The organism is Rickettsia endosymbiont of Lasioglossum villosulum (genome assembly GCF_964026455.1).
Classification (GTDB): Bacteria; Pseudomonadota; Alphaproteobacteria; order Rickettsiales; family Rickettsiaceae; genus Rickettsia.
In genome coordinates this window covers 827,877-849,866 of record NZ_OZ032152.1, presented here as the reverse complement: position 1 = coordinate 849,866, position 21,990 = coordinate 827,877, and the positions used below count along the sequence as shown (strand labels likewise).

Here is a 21,990-nt window from a genome sequence, read left to right as displayed (position 1 = left end):
TTATTTAAATAAAAGTTTATTTTATTATTATAGTTTTTTGGTTATTTTAACTGATATATGCAAATTCTTATTTGATTTACTTTTTTTCTTTTTTGTTTTGTTAGCCTTGTTTTTTGAATTAGGTTTAAGAGGCTCAATAAACGCAGTTTTAAGGTTAAAAGAAAACATATTTAATAATTTTATTTAAATGGATTAAATTTTTTGTAAAATAATTAATACTCAATATACTTTTTAAAGTCAAGCAGAAAAAAATAAATATATTTTGTGTTAATTTAGAAAAAAGTAAAAAAGTAGAAGTATATGCAAAATCTTCTTCTTAAAAGCTATATACACTCCATAAATATCGGATATTTAAGTAGTATATTTCTAATATATCTAAATGTAAATTACTTCTTGGTAGCTATAGTTATATGCAAGCTTACTTTATAACCTTTAAAGCTTAGTTGTGGGGGTAATTGATATTTTTTTCTTAGAGAAATCAAGGAGGGTGAACTAACTTTTAAAACGTAATATTGTTTATTTCCTGTTTGCGTTTTTGCTAATTCTTCTATTTCAAAGGAGTGTATTACATTAATGTCTTGGTCATTTATGACTACTTCTTCATTAGGATAAATTATAGTAATATGAGTACCTATATCACATTGTTCACTGAAATAATCAGGTTTTTGCAAATCTTCATGCTCTGCAATTAAAGGATATAATTTATGAATAAAATCATTACTGGTTTTCAAATAAGTATAGTTTTTTTCTTGCAAAACTACCCCTTCATTTTTTAAAGTTTTAGCAACTTTTATCAATTCCGGATTATCTATCTTTTGAAAAATTAACTCATTTTTATGCATATTATAATTCTAATAAATGAAGAGTAAAAGGCATTGTTGGATAATTCTTATCTCATTCCCGCTTAAGGCTTGCTTGCGTGGATCGAGAGTCGTCATTGCGAGCGACTCTCGATCCACGCAAGCAAGCCTTAAGCAGGAATGACATACAAGGCATTTTCCAAGTTATCACTGATTACGCCAAGCCGATCAAGCAATAAGGTTTAAATATATCTCATCATTTAACTCTTTTGTAGAAGATAATTCTATGTTTAATGCAGCAAATATCTGCACTAAGGCGGTAGATAAGTCGTTGATCATTTCATCGGTATGTGCGGGAGTTGGGATAATTCGGAGGCGTTCGGTTCCTCTTGGTACTGTTGGAAAATTGATGTGTTGAACGTAAATACCATACTCATTAAGCAGCATATTAGAAGCTTTGGCAGCCTTAATAGGATCACCAATAATTATCGGCACTATATGGCTTTCATTTTTAAGATAAGGGATGTTAAAGCGGTCAAAAGAGCTTTTAAGCTTGCTAACCACCTGCTGATGTGTTTTTCGTTCTTGATTAGATTCTTTTAAATGCCTAATACTATGTGTTGCAGCGGTAGAAATTACCGGTGGCAGTGAGGTAGTAAAAATGAAGCCGGAAGCTGTTAATCTGATAGTATCAATTAGGCTATGGTTTGCGGTGATATAACCACCGATAGTACCGTATGCTTTGGCAAGCGTTCCTTGGATAATGTCGATTTCATCGCTACAATCAAGAAGCTCAGCAATACCAGCACCGGTTTTGCCATATAAACCTACTGTGTGGACTTCATCAATAAAGGTTAAAGCATTATATTTTTTAGCTAAATTGATTATATCTTTAACAGGAGAAAAGAAGCCGTCCATGGAATAAGCCGACTCAAAAACGATTATTTTCGGTCTATTAACATCAACTGATTGGAGCAGCTCTTCTAAATGCTTAACGTCTAAATGTCTGTATATGTGCTTTTCGGCTTTAGAACCGGTAATGCCGGCAATGATCGAGGCGTGATTTAGCTCATCGGAAAAAAAGACAAGATCAGGCATAATTTTAGCAAGTGTTGCAAGGGTTGTGTCATTTGCAACAAAGCCGGAAGTAAAGACTAAGGAGGCTTCTTTGTTATGCAAGCTTGCCAGCTCCTGCTCAAGCTCAAGAATAGCTACATTATTACCGCCGATATTTCTTGTTCCGCCTGAACCAACGCCATATTTTAGCAATGCATCTATGGAAGCTTGCACTACTTTTGGATGCTTGCTCATACCCAAATAGTCATTGATACACCACATGACTATTTGTTTATCATCGCACATAGCGAAAGGAAAATTATCGGCTTGCCTTTTTAAGGCTTTAAATTCCCGATATCTTCCTTCATTTTTAATTTTATCTATATGATCGCTAAATATAGTATCGTAATAAGACATTAAACCTATTATCTTATTTGAAAAATTTTTATGTATCCCGTCATTGCGAGCGACTAAAAGGAGCGTGGCAATCTCGTTTTATAATCCTGAGATTGCTTCGTCAAAATTTTCAATTTTTCCTCGCAATGACGTTAACCTATTCGCAACCATTCTACATTAAAACTAATTAAGTTAAAAGCTATAATATAGCTTTTTGTACAATATCATTAAGTCTTTTTGAGAAAGCCCCTGTATCTGCTACCGGTTCACCCTCTAAAATACAAGCTTGATCAAATATTAACTTAACTAGCTCCTCGTTATTTTTATTATTCGCTTTTAAGTCATTAAATATTTTTTCTATGATCTTATTTTTGGGATTCAGCTCTAGATTTTTAGCGGATGCAGCAGCTATTTGCTTCTGCTCGATCAAAAATCGCTCCATACGAATATCCATAGCAGCTTCACTAACAGCAAGACAAGCAGGGCTTGAAGTCAGTTTTTTAGATATCTTAACATCTTTAACTAAACTCCCTAAAATCTCTTTAAAGTAATCAGTTAATGATTTATATTCATCATCAGATTTTTTATCATCCTTATTTTTTTCTTCTGGTGATGAAGTAGCTTGATCTACATCAATATCGCTTCTTGTAGCTGACTTAATTGCATGTCCTTTATATTCGCTATTAACATTTACCCAAAAATCATCAACAGTATCGGTAAATAATAACACATCGATATTTTTACTTAATAACCCCTCTATTTGTGGGCTTGAAAGTAGTTTGTCAGGATTATCACCACTTAAATAATATATAGTATTCTGCCCATCTTTAAAGCCTTTTATATATTCATCAAGGCTAATCATTTTATTATGCAAGGCACTTCTAAATATACATACTTCTAATAACTTTTCATGATCTGTTGTAGCCTCACATAACCCTTCCTTTAAAGCTCCACCAAAATTAGCCCAAAAGTTATTATATTCATCCATAGCCTCTTCTTTCTTTTTCTTAAGTTCTCCTAGCACTCTTTTAGTAATAGCGTTTTTAATTTTCTCAAGTATGTTATTATGTTGCAACGATTCACGGCTTATATTCAGCGGTAAATCCTCTGAATCTACCACTCCTCGTAAAAACCTTAGATATGATGGGATTAAATCAATATTCTCATCAGAAATAAATACTCTTTTTATGTATAATTTTACTCGTCTTTTGCGATCAGGATGGAATAAATCATAAGTTTTGCTTGATGGGATAAATAGCAGATTTGTAAACTCTATAGCTCCTTCATTTTTATTATGCATAGTAACCCAAGGATCATCCACCACATAAGATAAGCTTTTATAGAATTCTTTATATTGCTCTTCGGTAATTTCTGATTTTGATCTTGTCCATAATGCTGATGCAGAATTTAGTTGTATTTCGTTATTATCCCCCTCATCAAAGAAATATATTGGCACAGCTATATGATCGGAATAGCTTTTAACTATATGTTTTAATCTAAAATGATCAAGGAAACTATCTTCTTCCTTTTTAATGTGTAGAGCGATTTCCGTTCCTCTGCTAAATTCTCTATCTGAGCTTGATACAATATATTCGCCTTCGCCTTCCGATTCCCAAACATATACTTTATCTTCGCCAGCTTTTCTTGAAGTTACAGTGACCTTATCAGCTACCATAAAGCTTGAGTAAAAACCAACGCCAAACTGACCAATTAGCATATTATCTTTTTTAGAATCACCTGAGAGATTCTTAAGGAAATTTGCCGTACCCGATCTTGCAATAGTGCCTAGATTCTCGATTAAATCCTCTTTATTCATACCGATTCCGTTATCACGGATGATAACCTGACCATTATTTTTATCGACTTTAACAGTAATTTTAAAGTTAGAGTCACCGGCTACTAATTCAGCTTCACTTTGGGATAGATAACGCAGCTTATCACAAGCATCAGAGGCATTAGAAATCAATTCCCGCATAAAAATCTCTTTATTACTATAAAGAGAGTGAATCATTAAATTTAAAATCTTACCGACTTCGGCATCAAATTTCTTTTTTTCTTGTTTCATTACTTAAATCCAATTTAAAATTCTTGTTTTAGTTTTGTTGTATTTAATGTCATCCCGCGACTTGATCGCGGGATCTTATGACTCAGTTTGTGATACAAGACCCCGTGATCAAGTCACGACGGGGTGACACCAATGTAACAAAACTTTATTCATTTAATATAGGATTTTAAAATCAAATTTAAATACTCTTCATCAATATTTTTTATTAAAATTGTCTTTAAGCTGTTAGTATGTCCTTTAGTAATTTCTAAATTACTCCGCAATAACTGCCATTCTTTTGCCAAAAAATTTATGATCTCTTCGTTAGCTTTGCCTTGTTGTGCATGTGCTTTTATAGATAATTTTAGATGGGGGATATCGTTAATTATAATAAATTCTTTGATAGCATTATTCTTAGCAGCTGCTTTAACTTTTATATTTAAATATGCTGTTTTTAATAAAGAATTATAGATAAAAAAGTTCATGGTAAATAACGTAACAGTTGAAAATTATAAAATTTAATTTATAATGCCTTGTGAAAATTCAACTAAATCTATTTATGAGTTCTACAAACAAATATCAAGCACTTATCACTCAGTTACAAAAAAACGATCCTAATTTTGTACATCTTGACCTTAAAGATATAGATTTAACAATATTGCAGCTAGAAGAAATAGCAAGTAAAATCCAAAATAATGATTTTATCGGTAATGTAAGCTGGGGAAAAATGCCTAATTCTTCCAGTGATTTTATACAGAAGATAGAAAATAAAATAATTTTAAACAATCAGAATTACAAGCAGCACCCTAGCGATTTTATTCATGGGTTACTTAGTTTGCATTCTTATATAGATTCTAAAACACAAGAAAAAGTAACTCTTGAAAAAGCAAAATATAATCAATATTTAGAAGATTGGAAGATATTTAAAATATTTAGCGAGTCTAAAATAGGCAGATATTACGCCGTAGCATATGTAAACGACAAGACCAAACAAATAGTATTTGCTCATCGAGGCATTACATTTGAGGGGTGGGATTTGCTAAAACCGGACTCACCGCTTAAGACCCATTTAAAAAGTATTTTAGGCGGGCAGATAGTAGCACAACAAGCAGCAGCATATCAGACTACGCAGGAAATCACCGAATATGCTAAAAAGCATGACTATAATCTATCTTTTACGGGTTATTCTTTAGGTGCATGGTTTGCAGAATTAAGCTTATATTTTGCTCATCAAGATTTTAACTATTACAAAGGAAAAGCTATAACGTTCGATAGTCCTGGCTCTGCAAAAGTTATAGGTAGTTTTAAACCTAATATAATTAGTCATAAAACTCATTTTGATATAAGAAATTTAGACATAACTACTTATCTATCTGCTCCGAATTTTGTAAATACTAGTAACTCTCATATTCATAAGGCATATAGATTATTTCCTGAAATTACGGCTACCGAGTATAGCAGTAAAATAATAAATACCTTGAATAAAGCCATCCCAATTAAAAATTATATTTCTTTACTATCATTAAGTAGCGACTTACTTACTTCAATGCTGGATGCCTTTGATCCCGAAATCGGTAGACCTATAAAATATGAACAGATAATAGATTGGCCTTGTATCAAATATGAACCTAAAGACAATACGTTAGGAGATAAGTTATTTTATTTTGTGCCTGTTAATAACACAATTAAAGATTTGGCAAGCGATCTAGCAGATAGAGGCATAACGGCAACGACATTAGGAAGTTTTCTTGAGGTAATTAATCAATTTGTCAGCGGTAATGTCGCAATTGAGCAAATTTTAGAAGTTTACAAGCATTTAGAAAACCCTGAACAACTAAAGGGAAAGAATCAATTTGAGCTTTCTTACCAAGGTCATTACCGCTCGCAGGAAGTAAATTTGTCTGAAGATGTAGCTAATATAAATGATAAAAGAAACGGTGATTGGTATTTATGCCAACTAGCAGAACTAAACCTTGAAGTAAAAGAGATACCAAACTTAGCTAGAAAGCAATTAAAGATTATAAAAGAACAATATGAGATAGAACATAAAAATGACAAAGATTATATATTTATAAAATCATCTAATATTAAGGTGGATGATTTAAGGGAGCAAATTTTAAGATTAGTTGAAGTGAGTCATGAGGCAAAAAAAATATTGAAAGATCGTAATGTTTATTCTGCCGGTTATATAGGGAGTGTAAACAGTAATTTACCTATTTTATCAATTCATAACCTTATTCATCGTGAAGAAGCATTTAAACAAATCGATAATGCTTTAAGTAAAAACTCATATGTAGCAATTAGTGCTTTTGCCGGAACGGGCAAAACTACTCTAGCTAAGGATTACGGTCGTAAACAAAGAGACGAAGCAAAGAAAATAGTACGCTTTATTAATGCTGATTCTGCCTATAAAATTAATGAAGCATATAGGCAACTTGCTAAAGAGCTTGCCATTTATATAACAGATAAAAAAGAGGAAGAGATAATAAGATTAGTCTGTAATAAAATTGCAAATTTAAATTCAAATACATTATTTATTTTTGATAATGTCGAAGCATATAAAGATATTGAACTTTATATTAACGGTATAATGAATATACCCAAAGATAAAGTACAAACCATAATTACTACTAAAAATAATAAGCTAAGTGATGATATAACAAATATTGAATTAAAACCTTTTAATATAAAAACAGCAATAACATATTTAGAAAATTCCTTAGGAAATAGGTTTAATAATGAAGACATTAACGATTTAATAGAAGAGTTAGGCAATAAAGATGAAGTATTGCCATATAGTTTGTCCAAAGCGGTAGCATATTTTAAAAAAAATAAATTACTTAAAGTAAAAGATTATCTTAATTTTCTACGTAATAATAAAGATGAACAACCTGAGACAATACTGCTATTAGAAATATTAGAAAAATCACCAGTAGCCTGGCAGATGTTACAATATTCAGCATATTTAGACCCTGACTTTATAAGTATAGATATTTTCAAAAAACTATTTCTAGTGAGTGAAGAAAAATTACAAGAACCTATAAAAAGATTAGAAGAATTATCGTTAATGAATCTAATACGCCAAGATGAACAAGCAGGTTTACAATTACATGGATTAGTACAGTTTGCAGTAAAAAGATATGCAGATAGACATAAAGAGCATGCAATAGATAAAAAAGAAGTTTTTGTAAGATTAATAGAAGTACTAGATAATTTATTTCCGTCAGTAACAAATGAACCAAGCAAAGATTGGGAAAATGCTAAATTAATTTATCCTCATGTAATAAAAATATTAAATATACATAAACTTAGCAAAGCAAGCTTATATAAAAAAGTGGGGTATTATAATGATCATATATTATGTAAATTTAAAGAATCATTAGAATATCACGAGGAAGCTTTAAAGAGATATAGGGTACTGTATTCAGGTAATCATCCTTATATTGTTATTTCTCTCAAAAATATTGGTATAGCTTATCAAAAATTAGGACAGTTTTCAAAAGCACTAGAATATTTGGAGGAAGCCTTGAAGATAAGGCAAGCATTATATCAAGCTGATCATCCCGATATTGCAAATTCTCTTAATAATGTGGGCTTAGTTTATAAGGATTTGGACAATATTTCTAAAGGGCTAGAATATTTTAAAAAAGCCTTAGAGATGAAACAAAAATTATATCAAATTGATCATCCTACAATTATTACCTCCCTTAATAATGTAAATACAGTTTATGATAAATTAAACCATATCTCTAAAGAACTAAGATATAAAGAAGAAGCGTTTAGGATGATAAAAATATTATACAAAGGAAATCATCATTATATTATTCTTTCTTTTATTGATATTGGAACAGTATATAGAAAATTGGGAGACATAAGCAAAGCAAAAGAACTTCATAAACAAGCTTATTTAATGTATGTACAAACTTTAGGCTTAAAACATTCCCATACTAAAAACTTAGAAAGTTATATTAAAATAATCGCACCGAAGTTTATCCGAAATAACGAGACTAGGGAGTTTATATTACAACGGGGGGATTTTGAGGAAATTACTTTAGAAGTTAAACAAAAAATACAAAAAAAAGTTTTAAATAAAATATATACTAATGCTGCTAAAGGTAAATGGAGTACAGGAAAATTTAGATTTTTAGGTATTTGGGGAGCAGCGAGTTATTTATGCGATAAATATTTAGCAAAGCAATTAAGGGATTTATCGAGTGCTAAAAATATAGAAACTGCTAAAATGCTGTGTTTTGAAGCGATTTGTTTAGGAGCTATTAATCATCCTAATAAAGATTTTATTTGTGCTGTGGAATTTACCAAAGCCTATCCTGAACTAACACAAAAAATAACAACCGAACATCCGGAATATTTCATTGATGGCTCAATATTACGAGCATGCATTAATGACGAAGCAATTTTAAACAAATTGCTTCAGCCTTTAAATTCTAATAGTTAAAAGCAATTTTTTAAGCAAATTTATGATATTCTAAACTACAACCAATTAGGAAATTTTTTACTTCATCATGATTACCATTATGATCAAAATTTAATAATAGCTCTTCTTCTTGATTTTCGTATACTTCATTAGTATATATACGCTCATCACCATCTATTTTAATCTCAAAAGCTTTTTTAAGGAATTTAACACCATTTTGAGCAATTTTTTTAAATATTAATCCTTTTTCTTCTAAGGTTTTTTTGAAAATATTAAATTTAGATGAGCCAACTTTAGATTCAAGCTTTTCTGAAATAATCCCATAACAATTTTTTCCTTTAAACTTACCGATAAATTTAGCTTTTTCAGTAGTAATTACTTCTTCATTTTCAAGTTTCCAATAACCTGAAGGCGTTTTAGTAATTTCTTCTTTCAAAAGAAGAAGATCATGTTTCTTTTTTGTTTGATAATATTCATGAATTTTTTTTGCATCAAATTGCTCAACAAATTGATCTATATTATCTATTTGCTCATCAATTGAAGAAAAATTTTCAATAATTTCTTCTTTTTTCTCTTCACTTAATTGTACTGCATGCTCTTTAGCTTGTTCTTTGTTCCCATCAAGTAAATTAGTAGTAAACTTAACTTCGTTATAAATTTCGTCACTAAGTTTACCTGTTTCTTTTAAAGTCTCAATTGTTTTAATGACACTCGGTTGATGCCCTTTTTCTGCTATTAGAGAATTACAAACTATATTAAAAATATTGTTTGCATCATCCGTATTAGTATATTTTTCTTCTATTGATAATATTGAATTCGGATCGAGTAATGCTTTAAGTCTTACTAGATTAGGAAATGTCTTAAAAAAACCTTTAGGCATTTCTTTTAATATTTCTAAAGCTAATTCATTTTGCTTTGGGTAAAGCACAAAAGAAAGTTTATTTAATTTTGTTGAAGTAATAAGTTTTTTTACTTCATCAGATATTTTTTTATGATTTTTATTTTTTTCAATATCTGAATAATTGTTATATTTACTTATATATTTGTAACATTTATAACTATCTAAAAAATTAGGTGGTAAAGTTTTTTTATTAATCGATTCCAGACTTTTTTTATTAATTGTGTAGGCATTTAAAGATAAGCTGTAATGATCCTGACTATTTTTATTTAAATTAGGAAATAATTTTTCTGCTTCCTCTATTTTATTAATAGCTCTATATATACACCATAAACTACACATTATATCTTCATTATTAGGTAGCCCTTTTAAAGCATTTAAAAACCATTCTTCTGCTTTTTTAAACTTTCCTAATTCTGCATAAGCATCTGCTAAATTATGCATGCACCGATATGCCTCAATTTCGGTTGAAGTAGAATGTAATAATTTGTATTTAAGTAATTTTACTGCTTCTTCATGAAGACCATTCTCAATTAGTATATTAGAAGTATAAAATAGGGATTGAAAACTTTCCTTTAAGTGTTCTTTTAAAATCTCAATTACTTTAAGTTGAAATTGTGGTTTTAATGCCTGAATTGCACTAGAAATTATTTGAAGAAGTTTTTGATATTTTTGCTGATCTTCTGCTAAAAATAAAGTTAATGTTTCATATGAGTCTTTTAGTAAATCTTTGGCAGTATTTGAAACATTATTAAGGCTATTATTTACTATACTTGCATACAAAGCCTCACTTATAGCTGTAATACTTATAAGTTTATCAACAGATTCGCTTGCTTTTTCTTCGATAATTCTACATTCAAACTTAGAGTTTAAGGCACTTATCGTATATTTTAGTTTTTTAGGATCTGCTGTTTTTTGTATTTTGTAATTACGAAATAATTTATGATTGCTATATTCTGAATAGTCAAATTTCCAGAATACTACTCCCATCATTTCTTGTATAAACTCTTCTTTTATATTTCTCTCTTCAGATTTTTTTAACGAAGCTACATGATTAACACAAAAAAGAATTATTTCACCTATATAATCTAAATTATCTAGATATTCTATAATTCTAGGATAATATTTTATTTTTTGCTGTAGCGAATTACTAAGTTCTTCCCTTTGAATTAAAGATATTTCCGAAACAATTTTATCTGTAGGAAAAAAAGTGATTTTATTACTCTTATCTTGCAAGTTATTATCATATACTTTCTTCATAAAATCCTAAATTATTAATCAATATTTAATTTTTTAAAAAGTATTATATTAATTATTTATTAAAAAGTAAAGAAATATTTATTTTAAGAAAGCTATTATAAGTTTGCTTTATTTTGAAAATTAATTTCCATAGGCGATAAATTACCAACTTTAAAATATATATTCATATCTTTTAATTTAGAAGCTACCGGAATAATATTAAAATTCTTCTCAAGTAAAATAAAATTTTCATTAGTTTGATGGGTAGAAATAAACTCTTGCGTCATAAACTCACCTCTGATCATTTCACTTATTTGATATGTATTAGTATCTAGCTTTTCCCATTGCTTAAACTTTATAATTTCTTGCCCAAAAGCTGCTAAATTCCAATCATTAATAACCAATTCTTCAAAATTTTTACAGTTAATAATGATAGAATCAGCAGTAAAATTAACTACACTACCAATAAAAGTTTGTTTTGTTAAATTTGCTATTTTAGCATAATTATTGCCATCAATTGAAACATAAAGAAATTCGTTAATATTACTTTGTAAGTAAACGGCTAAATATTTTCTATTTCTGACAGTGATAAAATAATAGGAATTTTAACGTTAAGTTTAGGGCTATTTGAAATGGTCTCATTATTTACATAAGCATAGCAATCATTATAATTATTAAATCTATCAATAAAATTGATATTTAGTTTGTTGATGATATTTTCTTCAGGTATTTCTGTTTGCTTTATATAGCTGTTATCAGATAGTTTTATTAAAGCTTTTTCGTTTATATATTCTAATTTTCCGCTGCCTCGCTTTAAAAATTTTATTTTTTCACATTCATTCGCAATTATGTCAAAGAAATAGAATATTCTTAAGGAGTTAATAACATCTACAGCAGATAAAACCTTATTTAAAATAAAACCGTCTACTATTTCATCAATGGTAGAAATATCGATGCTTTGTATATCAATCCTGCATCTATTAGATAATTCAAGTATTATTTCAGCAAGGCTACAAGTGCCAAGTTTACCGTTAACCCAATGTCCCTTTTCCCATAAATGATTGTCGCTCCAAATATTACCATGTGGCCAAGCGGGGTAGGGGCGTGCATCCCATGTCCATAAGAACATCTCTTCTATATATTCTTGTGTTTGCCAATATTCTATAAACCCTTTAATAGCTATGCGTTGTGCTAAAAAATCTGTGCCTGTTGAGGAGTATTTAGGAGCACCGCCATCCGTACATTTAGGATCAAAAAACACATTAGGTTGATTGGAAGCTTTATCTATCGATGGAAAACCAAATTCAGTGAACCAAATTTTTTTCATTTTTGGTTGCCACGCTGTTTTATTTCCATCAGGATTATAGTGATGATTTTCCCACCAATATGCTACATTCTTCCAAGCATAAGCAGCCGATAAAGCTTGTTTATTACCGCTGCCATCTAAGTAATAATCATACCCCTCACCGCTATGGCAACCTTTGATAATATCTTCTTTTGTAATTCTAGAGCTTAAAGAACTAGTTAAAGGGAAATAAGCATCTATCCCGACGAAGTCAATGTAAGAAGAGGCAAATAGCGGGTCTAGATTATACCATCCACCACTAGTATGATGATATTCCGACCAATCGGCTGCGTAAGTAACCTGTACCTTATTGCCTACTATTTCTTTTACTAAACGAGCAAGGTTGCATAGTTCATTAACTGCTGGAAAGTTATTTGCTGAGTCTCTTATAGAAGTGATGCCAATTAGTTCCGAGCCGATTATAAAGGCATCTGCATAATCTTTAACTAAACGTGCATAATGAAGAATAAAATTGTTATAACCATCAATTTTATGAAAAAAATTACTTACTGCCTCCGCAGAACCGCTAACATGCCCACGCCAAGGTTTACCGGGTAAATCCATAAAAAACATCGGATAAAACATAATTTTTAAATTACGTTTTTTTAGCTCTTTGAGGTAACGCACTAAGCTAGCCACTACCACCATAGTTAGGGCTTTCATATTCATCCTTAGATATAATTTTAGCATTTTCTCTATTATACCGACCAACTTGCCAAGTAGATGAGTATGAGGTTAAGGGGTCGTTAAATTCTATAGCAGGTTTTATACTACAATAGTTTATATCAAGATTATCGCCAAACCAAGAAACTACTGGTGCTACCCATTTTATATTAAGGCAGGTGGTTTGTAGTTGATTAAGGCTATATACGCTATCAGCAATGTTATAATGATTATGTGTATTAATAGCCTCATGATTCACAACACCACCAAAAAAGCTTTCTTGGGTTTTATACTGAATCTCTGTATCATAGACAAATTCCCCAGACCCTAGAATCATGCTTATACTACTAATTAAATTTTCGACTTTTGTATAATTATTTGGTAGATGAATATTAGGCTTTCTAGTTACTTCAAATGAGAAATTCGGAATAATATTGTCAAAATCTTCTAAAGGTAGTTCTTCAAATACTGCATAGCTAAGAGATCTAAAAGCAGGAGTTTTATTTTTACCTAAGCATTTTTCAATTAAAGGATCTGGTAATTGTTCTTCTGATCCTTTATATAATCTAAACTTATATTTATTTAATTTTATAATTTCATCATTTGCCCATACCCTTTTAATTTCAATGATCTCACCCTCACAAATACCAACGGCAAAAGAAAAGAAATAGCTATATTCCGTAGAAGTCATAGTAGATTTTACGTTATGAAAATAAGGAAAATATTCTTTATGACGGGTGCTATTTGCTATTTCTTTGACTTTATCCGCCCAAATTATTTTTCCGCTAACTTTTGTAGTGCCAAAAACCAAAGGGATAGGTTCACCATAATTTGCTGTAACATACTTAAAACTTTTTTTGAAGTTTTTAATATAATCATATTCTTCTGGTTCATGATTTAGTTGATCTAAATACTCACCAAGCATTTTACCAGCAAATCTTCCTATGCTTGAAAATATACCATCTCCAAATGCATTTCCGATAGCACCACCGAATGAGCTAAAAAAACTTCCAAACATATTTACCATATTATAGTTTAATATGGATTGATATTAGCATTACAATGTGCTAACACTAAGATATGCTTTTTGGTTTAGTGTCATCCCGTGGCGGCATTGCCTGCGTGGATCAGTTTTACCGTCATTGCGAGGAAATTACGAAGTAATTGACGAAGCAATCCAGTAAAAAATGCTAACTTATAGCATTTTTTACTATTTTTTCTGGATTGCCACGCTCCTTGCAGTCGCTCGCAATGACGATTTGGTATCCACACAGGCAAAGCCGCCACGGGGCGACAATGTATTATATTGGAGTATATTAATGTTTAAAAAATATATATTTATCTTATTACTACTTGTCACATCTATAGTTAAAGCAGAAAATATAGAAGTAAATAATTTAGATAAAATAAAACAAGATTTTGAAGAAAATTATAATAAAAATTATTTGCCGCAAGATTTACTAGTGGTAATAGACTTGGATAAGGTATTATTTAAGCCATTATTATCTTTAGGTGAGCAAATCGATAAAGATGTTTATGCTAAACTAGCACCTACTTTGCAAAAGATGAATAAAAACCCTAAAAATATTTATATCGATCAGTTAATTTTAACAAGTGATAAATATAAAAAGGAATTACTAGATTCTAATTTTCCGAATTTTGTAAGTGATATCAGCAATAAAAATATTCCTATAATAGCCGTAAATGGAGGTTTTACAGGTAATTTTAATAATATACCTAAATTTGAAATATGGATTGCTGATTATTTAAAAAAGAATTTTAACATCGATTTTTCAAATAGCTTCCCTAAAAATAATTATATTATTTTTAATAATTTAAAAAGTTTTTCCAATACTTATCCGGTATTTTATAAAGGCATATTGACCAGCAATAATATATCGGGTGCTGAACTAATGATTAATTTTTTTGTTCAAATGAATTTTATGCCTAAGGTACTTATAATGGTTAGCGGTAGTACAGAGCTATTAAGTTCAATGGAAGCACAGCTGGCTAATTATAGTTCTTCTATTTTATTTATTGGATATTATTATAATAATCAAGATACTAAGGATAATAATACAAATTATAATGTAATTATTAATGACTTGACTAATCAATTGAATAATATAAAAAGAAATAACCCACCTTTAAAAACTAATAATGCAAAAAGTAAAAACCCTTATGATCAAAGTAAATAAAATTTTACTCCATTTATTACTTTATTTAATTGTACCAACTTCAAGCTATGGTCAAATAATTCCTACTTATTCTGTAAATTCTGTAACAATGAAAGATTTGTTACCCAAAATAGACCAAGATAGCCTTGTTTTAATAAATATAGATAATACTATTATAACGCCCAAATCAAAATTTTTTCGCTATAACGATAATCCTTATGTAAATTTTACCAAAAACTTATATAGTCTTGCAGTAAATGATTCATCAGTAAATAATTCTATAGCACAATTAATGCAACAACGCCAAATGATGCTTGTAGAAAAAGGTTGGGTGGATTTTATTAATCAAATGAAAAAGCAAGGTGCAACAGTTTTAGGGCTTCAAGAAATAACTACCCCATGTAATTTGATTGAAAATTATGAAGGATGGTTGTATACCTTACTTTATGGATTAGGTATTAATTTTACTAGTAAAGTTAATGATAAAGATGTATTTAGATTTGATCCAACTGATGCAAACGCACCTATTTTTTATTTAGGAATAATATTTACCGGAAATACTAATAAAGTAAAATCACTTATTGAATTTTTAAAAATTATACCAAAAGAGCCTAGCAAAATCATAGTATTTGCAAATAATAAACAAGATTTAAAAGATATGGATTCTTATTTAAGAAATGTTGATATAGAATATTATGGAATTGAATATTTGGGATGGCAACAATTACAAGGATCACCTGATCTAGAAGTCGCCAAATTGCAGCAATCAACTCTTCTAAATACAGGACAGTGGTTGGAGGATGATGTAGCTGCAAAAATGTTAAATAAATAGTATGAATAATAATTTAATAAATACTTTAAAAGATTTGATTATCGATACCGGTAAAATTGCTTTAGATATAAAAAAATCAGGAATATTAATTGATACTAAGTCAGATGGCTCGGTAGTTACCAATGCAGATAAAGAAATCAGTAAAATAATCTATCAAAATCTGCAAGACTTAACTCCAGAAATAAATATAGTGTGTGAAGAACAGCCACTGCCAATACTTAACAGTAACACTTTTTGGTTAATTGATCCAATTGATGGAACACGAAGTTATGTAAACGGCAAAAGCACCTATACTATAAATATAGGTCTAATTAAAAATGGTGTACCGACTATTGGCTTGATATATCAACCTGAGACAGATAAATTATATTATACTGATGAAAAAAATCAGTTAAAAATCGAACAACATTCCAAAGAAATTCCTATCATTCATAAACAAAAAGAACTAAACGCTGTCATAGGTTTTTATCATTCAAATAAAGCAACTAAAGAATTCTTAAGTAAATATTCCTTTAATAAAATAGACGCAATAGGTAGCTCAATTAAATTATGTTTAATTGCTGAGGGTAGTGTGGATATTTGTCCTAAATTCGGTCAAACTATGGAATGGGATATAGCAGCAGGTCATGCTTTAATTAAAGCTGGTGGTGGTAATATTCTAGATCTAGATGGCAAAGAAATTACCTATGGTAAAGAAAACTTTGCTAATCCTAATTTTCTTGCATGCAGCAAATATTGGCTGGAGAATGTTGTTCCTGGTAAGGCTTAGAAAAAGCATATCTTTATGTCATGCCTGCGTGGATCATTTTCCCCTGTCATCCCGTGATTTATGAACTAGAGCCAGAAAAACAATAAAAATACAAATATTTAAATGAAAACCGAATTACCTGAACGCTCTTTACATATTAGGGGCAGGCTAAATTTTATAAAATCGATGTCATGCCGTGGCTTGACCACGGCATCTAAAAAATAATAAAAAATACTAATTTTATTAGTATTTTTAACTGGATCCCGCGATCAAGTCGCGGGATGACAACTGGAAAACTGATTCACGCAACAATGCCGCCACGGGATGACACCGAGGGTGTTTTTCGATCTACTGCGAGCAAAGCTTTGCTGCAATCTCATGAAGTAAGTCTATAACTCCTGAGATTGCTTCGTCGGTTATTGCATAACCTTCTCGCAATGACGTGAGACAAAAGTCAAAAGTTTAATTAGCAAACTGCAATAACCTGACCTATTAAGTTAGCTTCTTCTTGCTGAATATGATAGTTGGCTAAATCCTTATAGCTATATCCTTGTTCAGTTAGTAATGTAAAAGACTCAGTAAGCGGATCTAAGATAACTTTTTCATGCTTAATAACTACATAATCATTACCTGTGCTTTTAATTTTATCTAGTTTAGGATCTGGTTTTAGCATTACTTGACCATTTACCTTTTTCCAATCTATTACTTCAAAAGTATTTTGATTGCTAGTTGCATCAGCAAAATTTACTAACCTATGATTACTAATAGCATGTACTACTTTGTTGATTCCTAAGTAATCTGCACATGTATTAGCTACTTCACCAACTTTAGTTGTAAGATAATCTGTCCATCCCAATATGCCAGCTGATTTAGCTGACTGCTCTATTGTAGTAGCAAGTTTAGGAAGGGCTACAATATTTATTTTAGTTGCTAACTGAGGATTAGCAGTGTTAATAAAATTATGCTTGACATTATAAACTTCGCAATGTTTTGCTAGCTCTTCTATCGAAGTTACTACTTCCCCTGAAAAATCTTTATTTTTTATGGCGTTTTCTACTACTTTTTTTGAACCAGGATTATCAAAAGTAACAGATTTTTCAAATTTTAATCCTCTAGAGTGAATTTCTATTCCAGTTAAATCTGAAACTATTGCTCCAAGAGAGTGACCACTAGTACTAAATTTGTAGTCTATTACATCTTCTTGTCCACCAGCTTGCTCTAAAATTTTAGTAACAAATGCCTTAACTGGTAACATTTTATTAGGAAGACGACCAAAAGTAATACGTGCATCGTCGATTAAATCATATTTTTCTGTAATTATAGTACCGGAACTAGAAATATGAATTTCTTTGGTATTACGATTAATAAAAGCTACTGCTTTGTATCCATATTGGTTAGTATTTTTATCATCAACAGAAGTAGCTAATACCTCCCAACCTGAATTTGTGAGGTTTTTTTCTGTATCTTTATACTCCTCTGTTCCAAGTGTACGAGCTAAACTTACACCTTTATGTGCAAGAGCATCCGCAGACAAATCTACTATATGAAAACTACCTGTAAGAGATTCTGAATCCTTAATTAAGTTTGAAGATTTTAAATTATCGCTCATATTTTGTCTCAAATTAAATAATCTGTATTATAAGCATATTAACTAATGATGTCAACAATGTTTTTGCTAAATAATTAACTAAATGCTAATTTATTAATATTCTAGCTTTGACTTTAATGTCAAAAATCTATATGACGCTTATTAAATAATTAAATTTTTAATAAAATAAATAGTTTTTTATGAGTGATACTAAAGAGTAGTAATAAATTTAAATGATAGTAACGAAGATATATTAGCTTTCATAGGTGATACAGTATCAGATATGTCTGGTGGTACTAAAGCAATGTTTACATTATTAAAATCAATAGATAACTTTAATGATATATTCTCAGATCAAGAAGTTATTGTTGAAGATTTTTATCCTAGCACACATAGCAATGATATTTTCACAACAGCTTATAACATTATAGGATCTGTTTGTGATTATGTATGTAGTTATTTCTGGGGTAGTAAATAATTAGGTGTACTAAATGCCGTGATTAAGTCACGGCATAACTTTATCTATTTCGCAGTACCCGACAACTAAGATCACCTTCCGAGCATTCTAGTATATTTTTAAGTTCTTCAATGCGGACTTTGGTTTTACCTGCTAAACACATACTTAATATCATTGGAAATACAGTACCCTCGCGGACCTGAAAGCTTCCGAATTCACAATCGGCATCACGCAATTTAATCCATAAATTTTGGGATTTTTTTAATAAATTAGTTTCTTCTTCTGAAGTGTATTTTAATATTTCTCGATAAAGTTGATTTAATTCTTTATCAGCTTTTTTAAAATCTTCGTTAGCACAATAATTCATATCAAATTGTGTATATGCATTATCACAATCAATTTTAGAATCAGATGCATAAGTTAAATAATTAAAAAATATTAAATATAAAATGATTATTTTTCTCATGATTTTATTTCTATATTAAATTATACCATCTACAGGTTTTTCATTCTTTTAAATACCTCTAGTATGGTTTGCAGGTTTTACCTTAGGTTTTTCATTAGATTTATTTGTTAGTTTAGATTTCTGTTGTGCTTGCGTTCCAATTAGTTTTGCTTCGTTAGCTAGTTTTTCAAATTTCTCTTTTAAATTTTTGGTGTTACCTTGTTGAAGTTTTTGAGAATTGTTAGATGAGATACGCTTACTTTGTTCTTTAGAATCAATCTCTTTAGTTTTAGCTAAATTTTCAAATTTATTTATTAATTGCTTATGAGTTTCTTGCCTGCTTGCAGCATAATTATCATGTTCATTGGATGGTGCCGATACTGCATTTTTACGCTGATTACGTTCGGTTTGAGGGTCTTTAGATTGTGTATGCTGAGCATGTTTTTCTACAAACTCTCTGCGTCCTTCCGTCCAATATTTTTTTATTTTGCTAGGATTATTTCCTTCAAAATTTTGTATTCTATCTTTTACGCTAGTAGAAGCTGTAGGTATATTACGCTTATCTTTAGAAGATTGTATAGCATTAGCCTTTTCTTCAAATAATTTTACCTTATCTTGTACCGCACCTGTCTGCTTTAATTCAAATATGTAATCATCTACAGCCGTTTTTAATCGGTCTAAAACATTTCCTGAACCGTAAGATTTTTGAAAAGCAGCAGGCATTCCACTATCGTCCCATTCTAACTCGTTATCAAATACTATATCTGAACTCAAATTTTTATGGTTTGAGGGATATGTTCTTTCCTCATCACGTGGATCAGTTAATTTATAATAATTTTTATTTAATATACGAGGGTTGCGTATATTTTCTTTTCTATTATGTTCTTTGACTTCTTCAAATATATTTAAAGTTTTATAAATATTATCTATTTCTTCTTGTGTTAATTTCTCATTTTTTAATTCTTTCTGATGAATAGATTTTTGTAATGTTTCTATTGTCGTCAATTTATCTTGTGTAGTGCCGGAGTTCAAAATTTCGTTTTGTATATCCTTTAATACTTTATTTAAATTTTCTGTAGACATTTTAGCCTCTTCACCTATTAGTTAAATATTTAATTCATATAAGAAAGTAATATCATTTATATAAAACTATCAATAATTAATATTATACTAATTTTAATATTTATTATATATGTTGTATTTATATTATTCAATAAAAAAACATTTTTCTTAAAAGTAATGAAATATTCAGAAATATAGGCGAAAAGCAGCTAAAATTTAATTTTTTTATATTTTTTCCATAACAAATATTAAAAATATTTAACTAATTGTTTAAATTAAGAATTAGATTACTTCAACGCTTCAATCAACTTTTTAACTCCGTCTACTGACTTATCAAATAAAGCTTGCTCATCGGTAGTTAGTTGCAGCTCGATTACTTTTTCTACGCCATTTTTGCCTATAATAATTGGCACACCGGCATATAAATCTTTTACGCCATATTCACCTTGCAAGTAAGCAGCACAGGTTAGAATTTGTCGTTTATCTTGTAAATAAGATTCAAGCATTTCTACAGCAGAAGCAGCAGGGGCATAATAAGCTGATCCTGTTTTAAGTAGTGCCACGATTTCGCCACCGCCATTTCTAGTGCGATCAATTATTTTTTCGATACGCTCGTTGGTTGATAACCCCATCTTTACTAAGTCAGGTATAGGCACGCCTTTCACAGTAGAATATCTAGCAAGCGGTACCATAGCATCACCATGACCGCCAAGAACTATACTGCTAACGCTATTAGTTGACACTTTAAACTCCTCAGCAAGAAAAAGGTTAAATCTTGAGGAATCAAGTACGCCAGCCATACCAATGACTTTATTATGTGGCAAGCCGCTTTCTTTCAGCATTACGTAAACCATAACATCTAGCGGGTTGGTAATTACTATTACAAAAGCATTAGGAGCATATTTTTTAACATTTTCTGCAACGCTTTTCATAATACCGGTATTGACGCTAATTAAATCGTCTCTACTCATGCCAGGTTTTCTAGGCAAACCAGCAGTGATAATTATAGCATCAGAATCTTTTATATCTGCATAATTATTTGTACCTTTGATCTTGATATCAGAGCCTGCTAGAGTATTTGCTTGCATTATATCTAGAGCTTTGCCTTGTGGAATCCCTTCAGCCACATCAAATAATACTATATCACCTAAGTTTTTAAGACTGATTAAATGAGCAAGCGTTCCACCTATATTACCGCTTCCTATTAATGAGATTTTTGGATTTTTTTTCATTATGTCCTCATACGTTTGAATATACGTATCTAATATATTATAAATATGTTCAAGAAAAAAGGTTTTTTAAAAGAAATACATTTTTACATAATGTCATTCCTGCGTAAGCATTGTTGTGTGGATCGAAAAGCATCCTAAGGTAGTCATACTGTAGCTTGGGAATTAGATCCAGAAAATAATAAAAAATACTAATTTTATTAGTATTTTTAACTGGAACCCGTGAATAAATCACGGGATGACATGGATTGGAGTTTTCTTTTAGCTGCTTCTAGATATAGGAAGATAATAGGAGTGATGTAGAGAGTTAGTAATTGTGAAGTAAGAAGCCCGCCAACTACTGCAAGTCCTAGTGATCTTCTTTCTGCTCCTGTGCTACCAATCCCAAGAGCTATCGGCATAGCACCCATTAATGCCGCTAAGGTTGTCATCATTATAGGTCTAAATCTTATAGTGCAAGCCTCTAAAATCGCATCTTTGGAACTTTTATTGCTAGTACGTTCAAGCTCTAAGGCAAAGTCGATAATCATAATAGCATTTTTCTTAACGATACCGATTAACATAATAAGCCCGACA

Annotated in this window: 19 protein-coding genes; 5 read left to right on the top strand and 14 right to left on the bottom strand. The window is 30.3% G+C overall.

Annotated features, from left to right (window positions below):
* Positions 1–27: 27 nt before the first annotated feature.
* The 5 genes from AAGD49_RS04145 to AAGD49_RS04125 form a co-directional block, all read right to left on the bottom strand.
* The gene (locus AAGD49_RS04145) at positions 28–168 is read right to left on the bottom strand and encodes a hypothetical protein (RefSeq protein WP_341788042.1); all 141 of its coding nucleotides are present in this window, start codon (positions 166–168) and stop codon (positions 28–30) included.
* Between the two features lie 218 nt (positions 169–386).
* Positions 387–842, bottom strand: coding sequence for a hypothetical protein (locus AAGD49_RS04140; protein ID WP_341788041.1), 456 nt, complete (start codon positions 840–842; stop codon positions 387–389).
* 186 nt (positions 843–1,028) lie between these two features.
* Entirely contained in the window at positions 1,029–2,273 is a 1,245-nt protein-coding gene (gene hemA, locus AAGD49_RS04135) for a 5-aminolevulinate synthase (protein WP_341788040.1), read from the bottom strand.
* 178 nt (positions 2,274–2,451) lie between these two features.
* On the bottom strand, positions 2,452–4,317 hold the full coding sequence (htpG, locus tag AAGD49_RS04130; protein WP_341788039.1) for a molecular chaperone HtpG: 1,866 nt from the start codon (positions 4,315–4,317) through the stop codon (positions 2,452–2,454).
* A 149-nt stretch (positions 4,318–4,466) separates the two neighbouring features.
* Positions 4,467–4,781, bottom strand: coding sequence for a DUF167 domain-containing protein (locus AAGD49_RS04125; protein WP_341788038.1), 315 nt, complete (start codon positions 4,779–4,781; stop codon positions 4,467–4,469).
* A gap of 74 nt (positions 4,782–4,855) precedes the next feature.
* On the opposite strand from AAGD49_RS04125, the gene AAGD49_RS04120 reads away from it, so the two are divergent.
* Entirely contained in the window at positions 4,856–8,752 is a 3,897-nt protein-coding gene (locus AAGD49_RS04120) for a tetratricopeptide repeat protein (protein ID WP_341788037.1), read from the top strand.
* Between the two features lie 10 nt (positions 8,753–8,762).
* On the opposite strand, the gene AAGD49_RS04115 is transcribed toward AAGD49_RS04120, so the two are convergent.
* The 4 genes from AAGD49_RS04115 to AAGD49_RS04100 form a co-directional block, all read right to left on the bottom strand.
* Entirely contained in the window at positions 8,763–10,889 is a 2,127-nt protein-coding gene (locus AAGD49_RS04115; RefSeq protein ID WP_341788036.1) for a tetratricopeptide repeat protein, read from the bottom strand.
* Between the two features lie 95 nt (positions 10,890–10,984).
* Positions 10,985–11,272, bottom strand: a complete 288-nt coding sequence (locus AAGD49_RS04110) for a hypothetical protein (protein ID WP_341788035.1) — start codon at positions 11,270–11,272, stop codon at positions 10,985–10,987.
* 158 nt (positions 11,273–11,430) lie between these two features.
* Complete coding sequence (locus AAGD49_RS04105; protein ID WP_341788034.1) at positions 11,431–12,876, bottom strand: glycoside hydrolase TIM-barrel-like domain-containing protein; 1,446 nt, start codon at positions 12,874–12,876, stop codon at positions 11,431–11,433.
* Complete coding sequence (locus tag AAGD49_RS04100) at positions 12,845–13,894, bottom strand: hypothetical protein (RefSeq protein WP_341788033.1); 1,050 nt, start codon at positions 13,892–13,894, stop codon at positions 12,845–12,847. The genes AAGD49_RS04105 and AAGD49_RS04100 overlap by 32 nt, the downstream gene beginning before the upstream one ends.
* A 301-nt stretch (positions 13,895–14,195) precedes the next feature.
* Here AAGD49_RS04100 and AAGD49_RS04095 point away from each other — a divergent pair, with 301 nt between their 5' ends.
* Genes AAGD49_RS04095 through AAGD49_RS04085 form a run of 3 tightly spaced genes read left to right on the top strand, consistent with a single transcriptional unit; the run spans position 14,196 to position 16,654 of the window.
* A complete protein-coding gene (locus AAGD49_RS04095) occupies positions 14,196–15,074 on the top strand; it encodes a DUF2608 domain-containing protein (RefSeq protein WP_341788032.1) in 879 nt (292 codons plus the stop codon).
* Positions 15,037–15,885: a DUF2608 domain-containing protein gene (locus AAGD49_RS04090; protein WP_341788031.1), complete on the top strand. Its 849-nt coding sequence runs from the start codon at positions 15,037–15,039 to the stop codon at positions 15,883–15,885. Before AAGD49_RS04095 ends, AAGD49_RS04090 begins: the two co-directional genes overlap by 38 nt.
* 1 nt (position 15,886) lies before the next feature.
* Positions 15,887–16,654, top strand: coding sequence for a 3'(2'),5'-bisphosphate nucleotidase CysQ (locus AAGD49_RS04085; RefSeq protein ID WP_341788030.1), 768 nt, complete (start codon positions 15,887–15,889; stop codon positions 16,652–16,654).
* Between the two features lie 445 nt (positions 16,655–17,099).
* On the opposite strand, the gene AAGD49_RS04080 is transcribed toward AAGD49_RS04085, so the two are convergent.
* On the bottom strand, positions 17,100–18,242 hold the full coding sequence (locus tag AAGD49_RS04080) for a hypothetical protein (RefSeq protein WP_341788029.1): 1,143 nt from the start codon (positions 18,240–18,242) through the stop codon (positions 17,100–17,102).
* 262 nt (positions 18,243–18,504) lie between these two features.
* Here AAGD49_RS04080 and AAGD49_RS04075 point away from each other — a divergent pair, with 262 nt between their 5' ends.
* Positions 18,505–18,699 (top strand): hypothetical protein, encoded by a 195-nt coding sequence (locus AAGD49_RS04075; RefSeq protein WP_341788028.1) that lies wholly within the window; start codon positions 18,505–18,507, stop codon positions 18,697–18,699.
* 40 nt (positions 18,700–18,739) lie between these two features.
* Here AAGD49_RS04075 and AAGD49_RS04070 read toward each other — a convergent pair whose 3' ends face one another.
* The 4 genes from AAGD49_RS04070 to AAGD49_RS04055 form a co-directional block, all read right to left on the bottom strand.
* Positions 18,740–19,144, bottom strand: a complete 405-nt coding sequence (locus tag AAGD49_RS04070) for a lysozyme inhibitor LprI family protein (RefSeq protein ID WP_341788027.1) — start codon at positions 19,142–19,144, stop codon at positions 18,740–18,742.
* A 48-nt stretch (positions 19,145–19,192) separates the two neighbouring features.
* A complete protein-coding gene (locus tag AAGD49_RS04065) occupies positions 19,193–20,206 on the bottom strand; it encodes a hypothetical protein (protein ID WP_341788026.1) in 1,014 nt (337 codons plus the stop codon).
* A gap of 266 nt (positions 20,207–20,472) precedes the next feature.
* Entirely contained in the window at positions 20,473–21,417 is a 945-nt protein-coding gene (mdh, locus tag AAGD49_RS04060) for a malate dehydrogenase (RefSeq protein WP_341788024.1), read from the bottom strand.
* 206 nt (positions 21,418–21,623) lie between these two features.
* A complete protein-coding gene (locus AAGD49_RS04055) occupies positions 21,624–21,977 on the bottom strand; it encodes an efflux RND transporter permease subunit (protein WP_341788023.1) in 354 nt (117 codons plus the stop codon).
* Positions 21,978–21,990 lie beyond the last annotated feature (13 nt).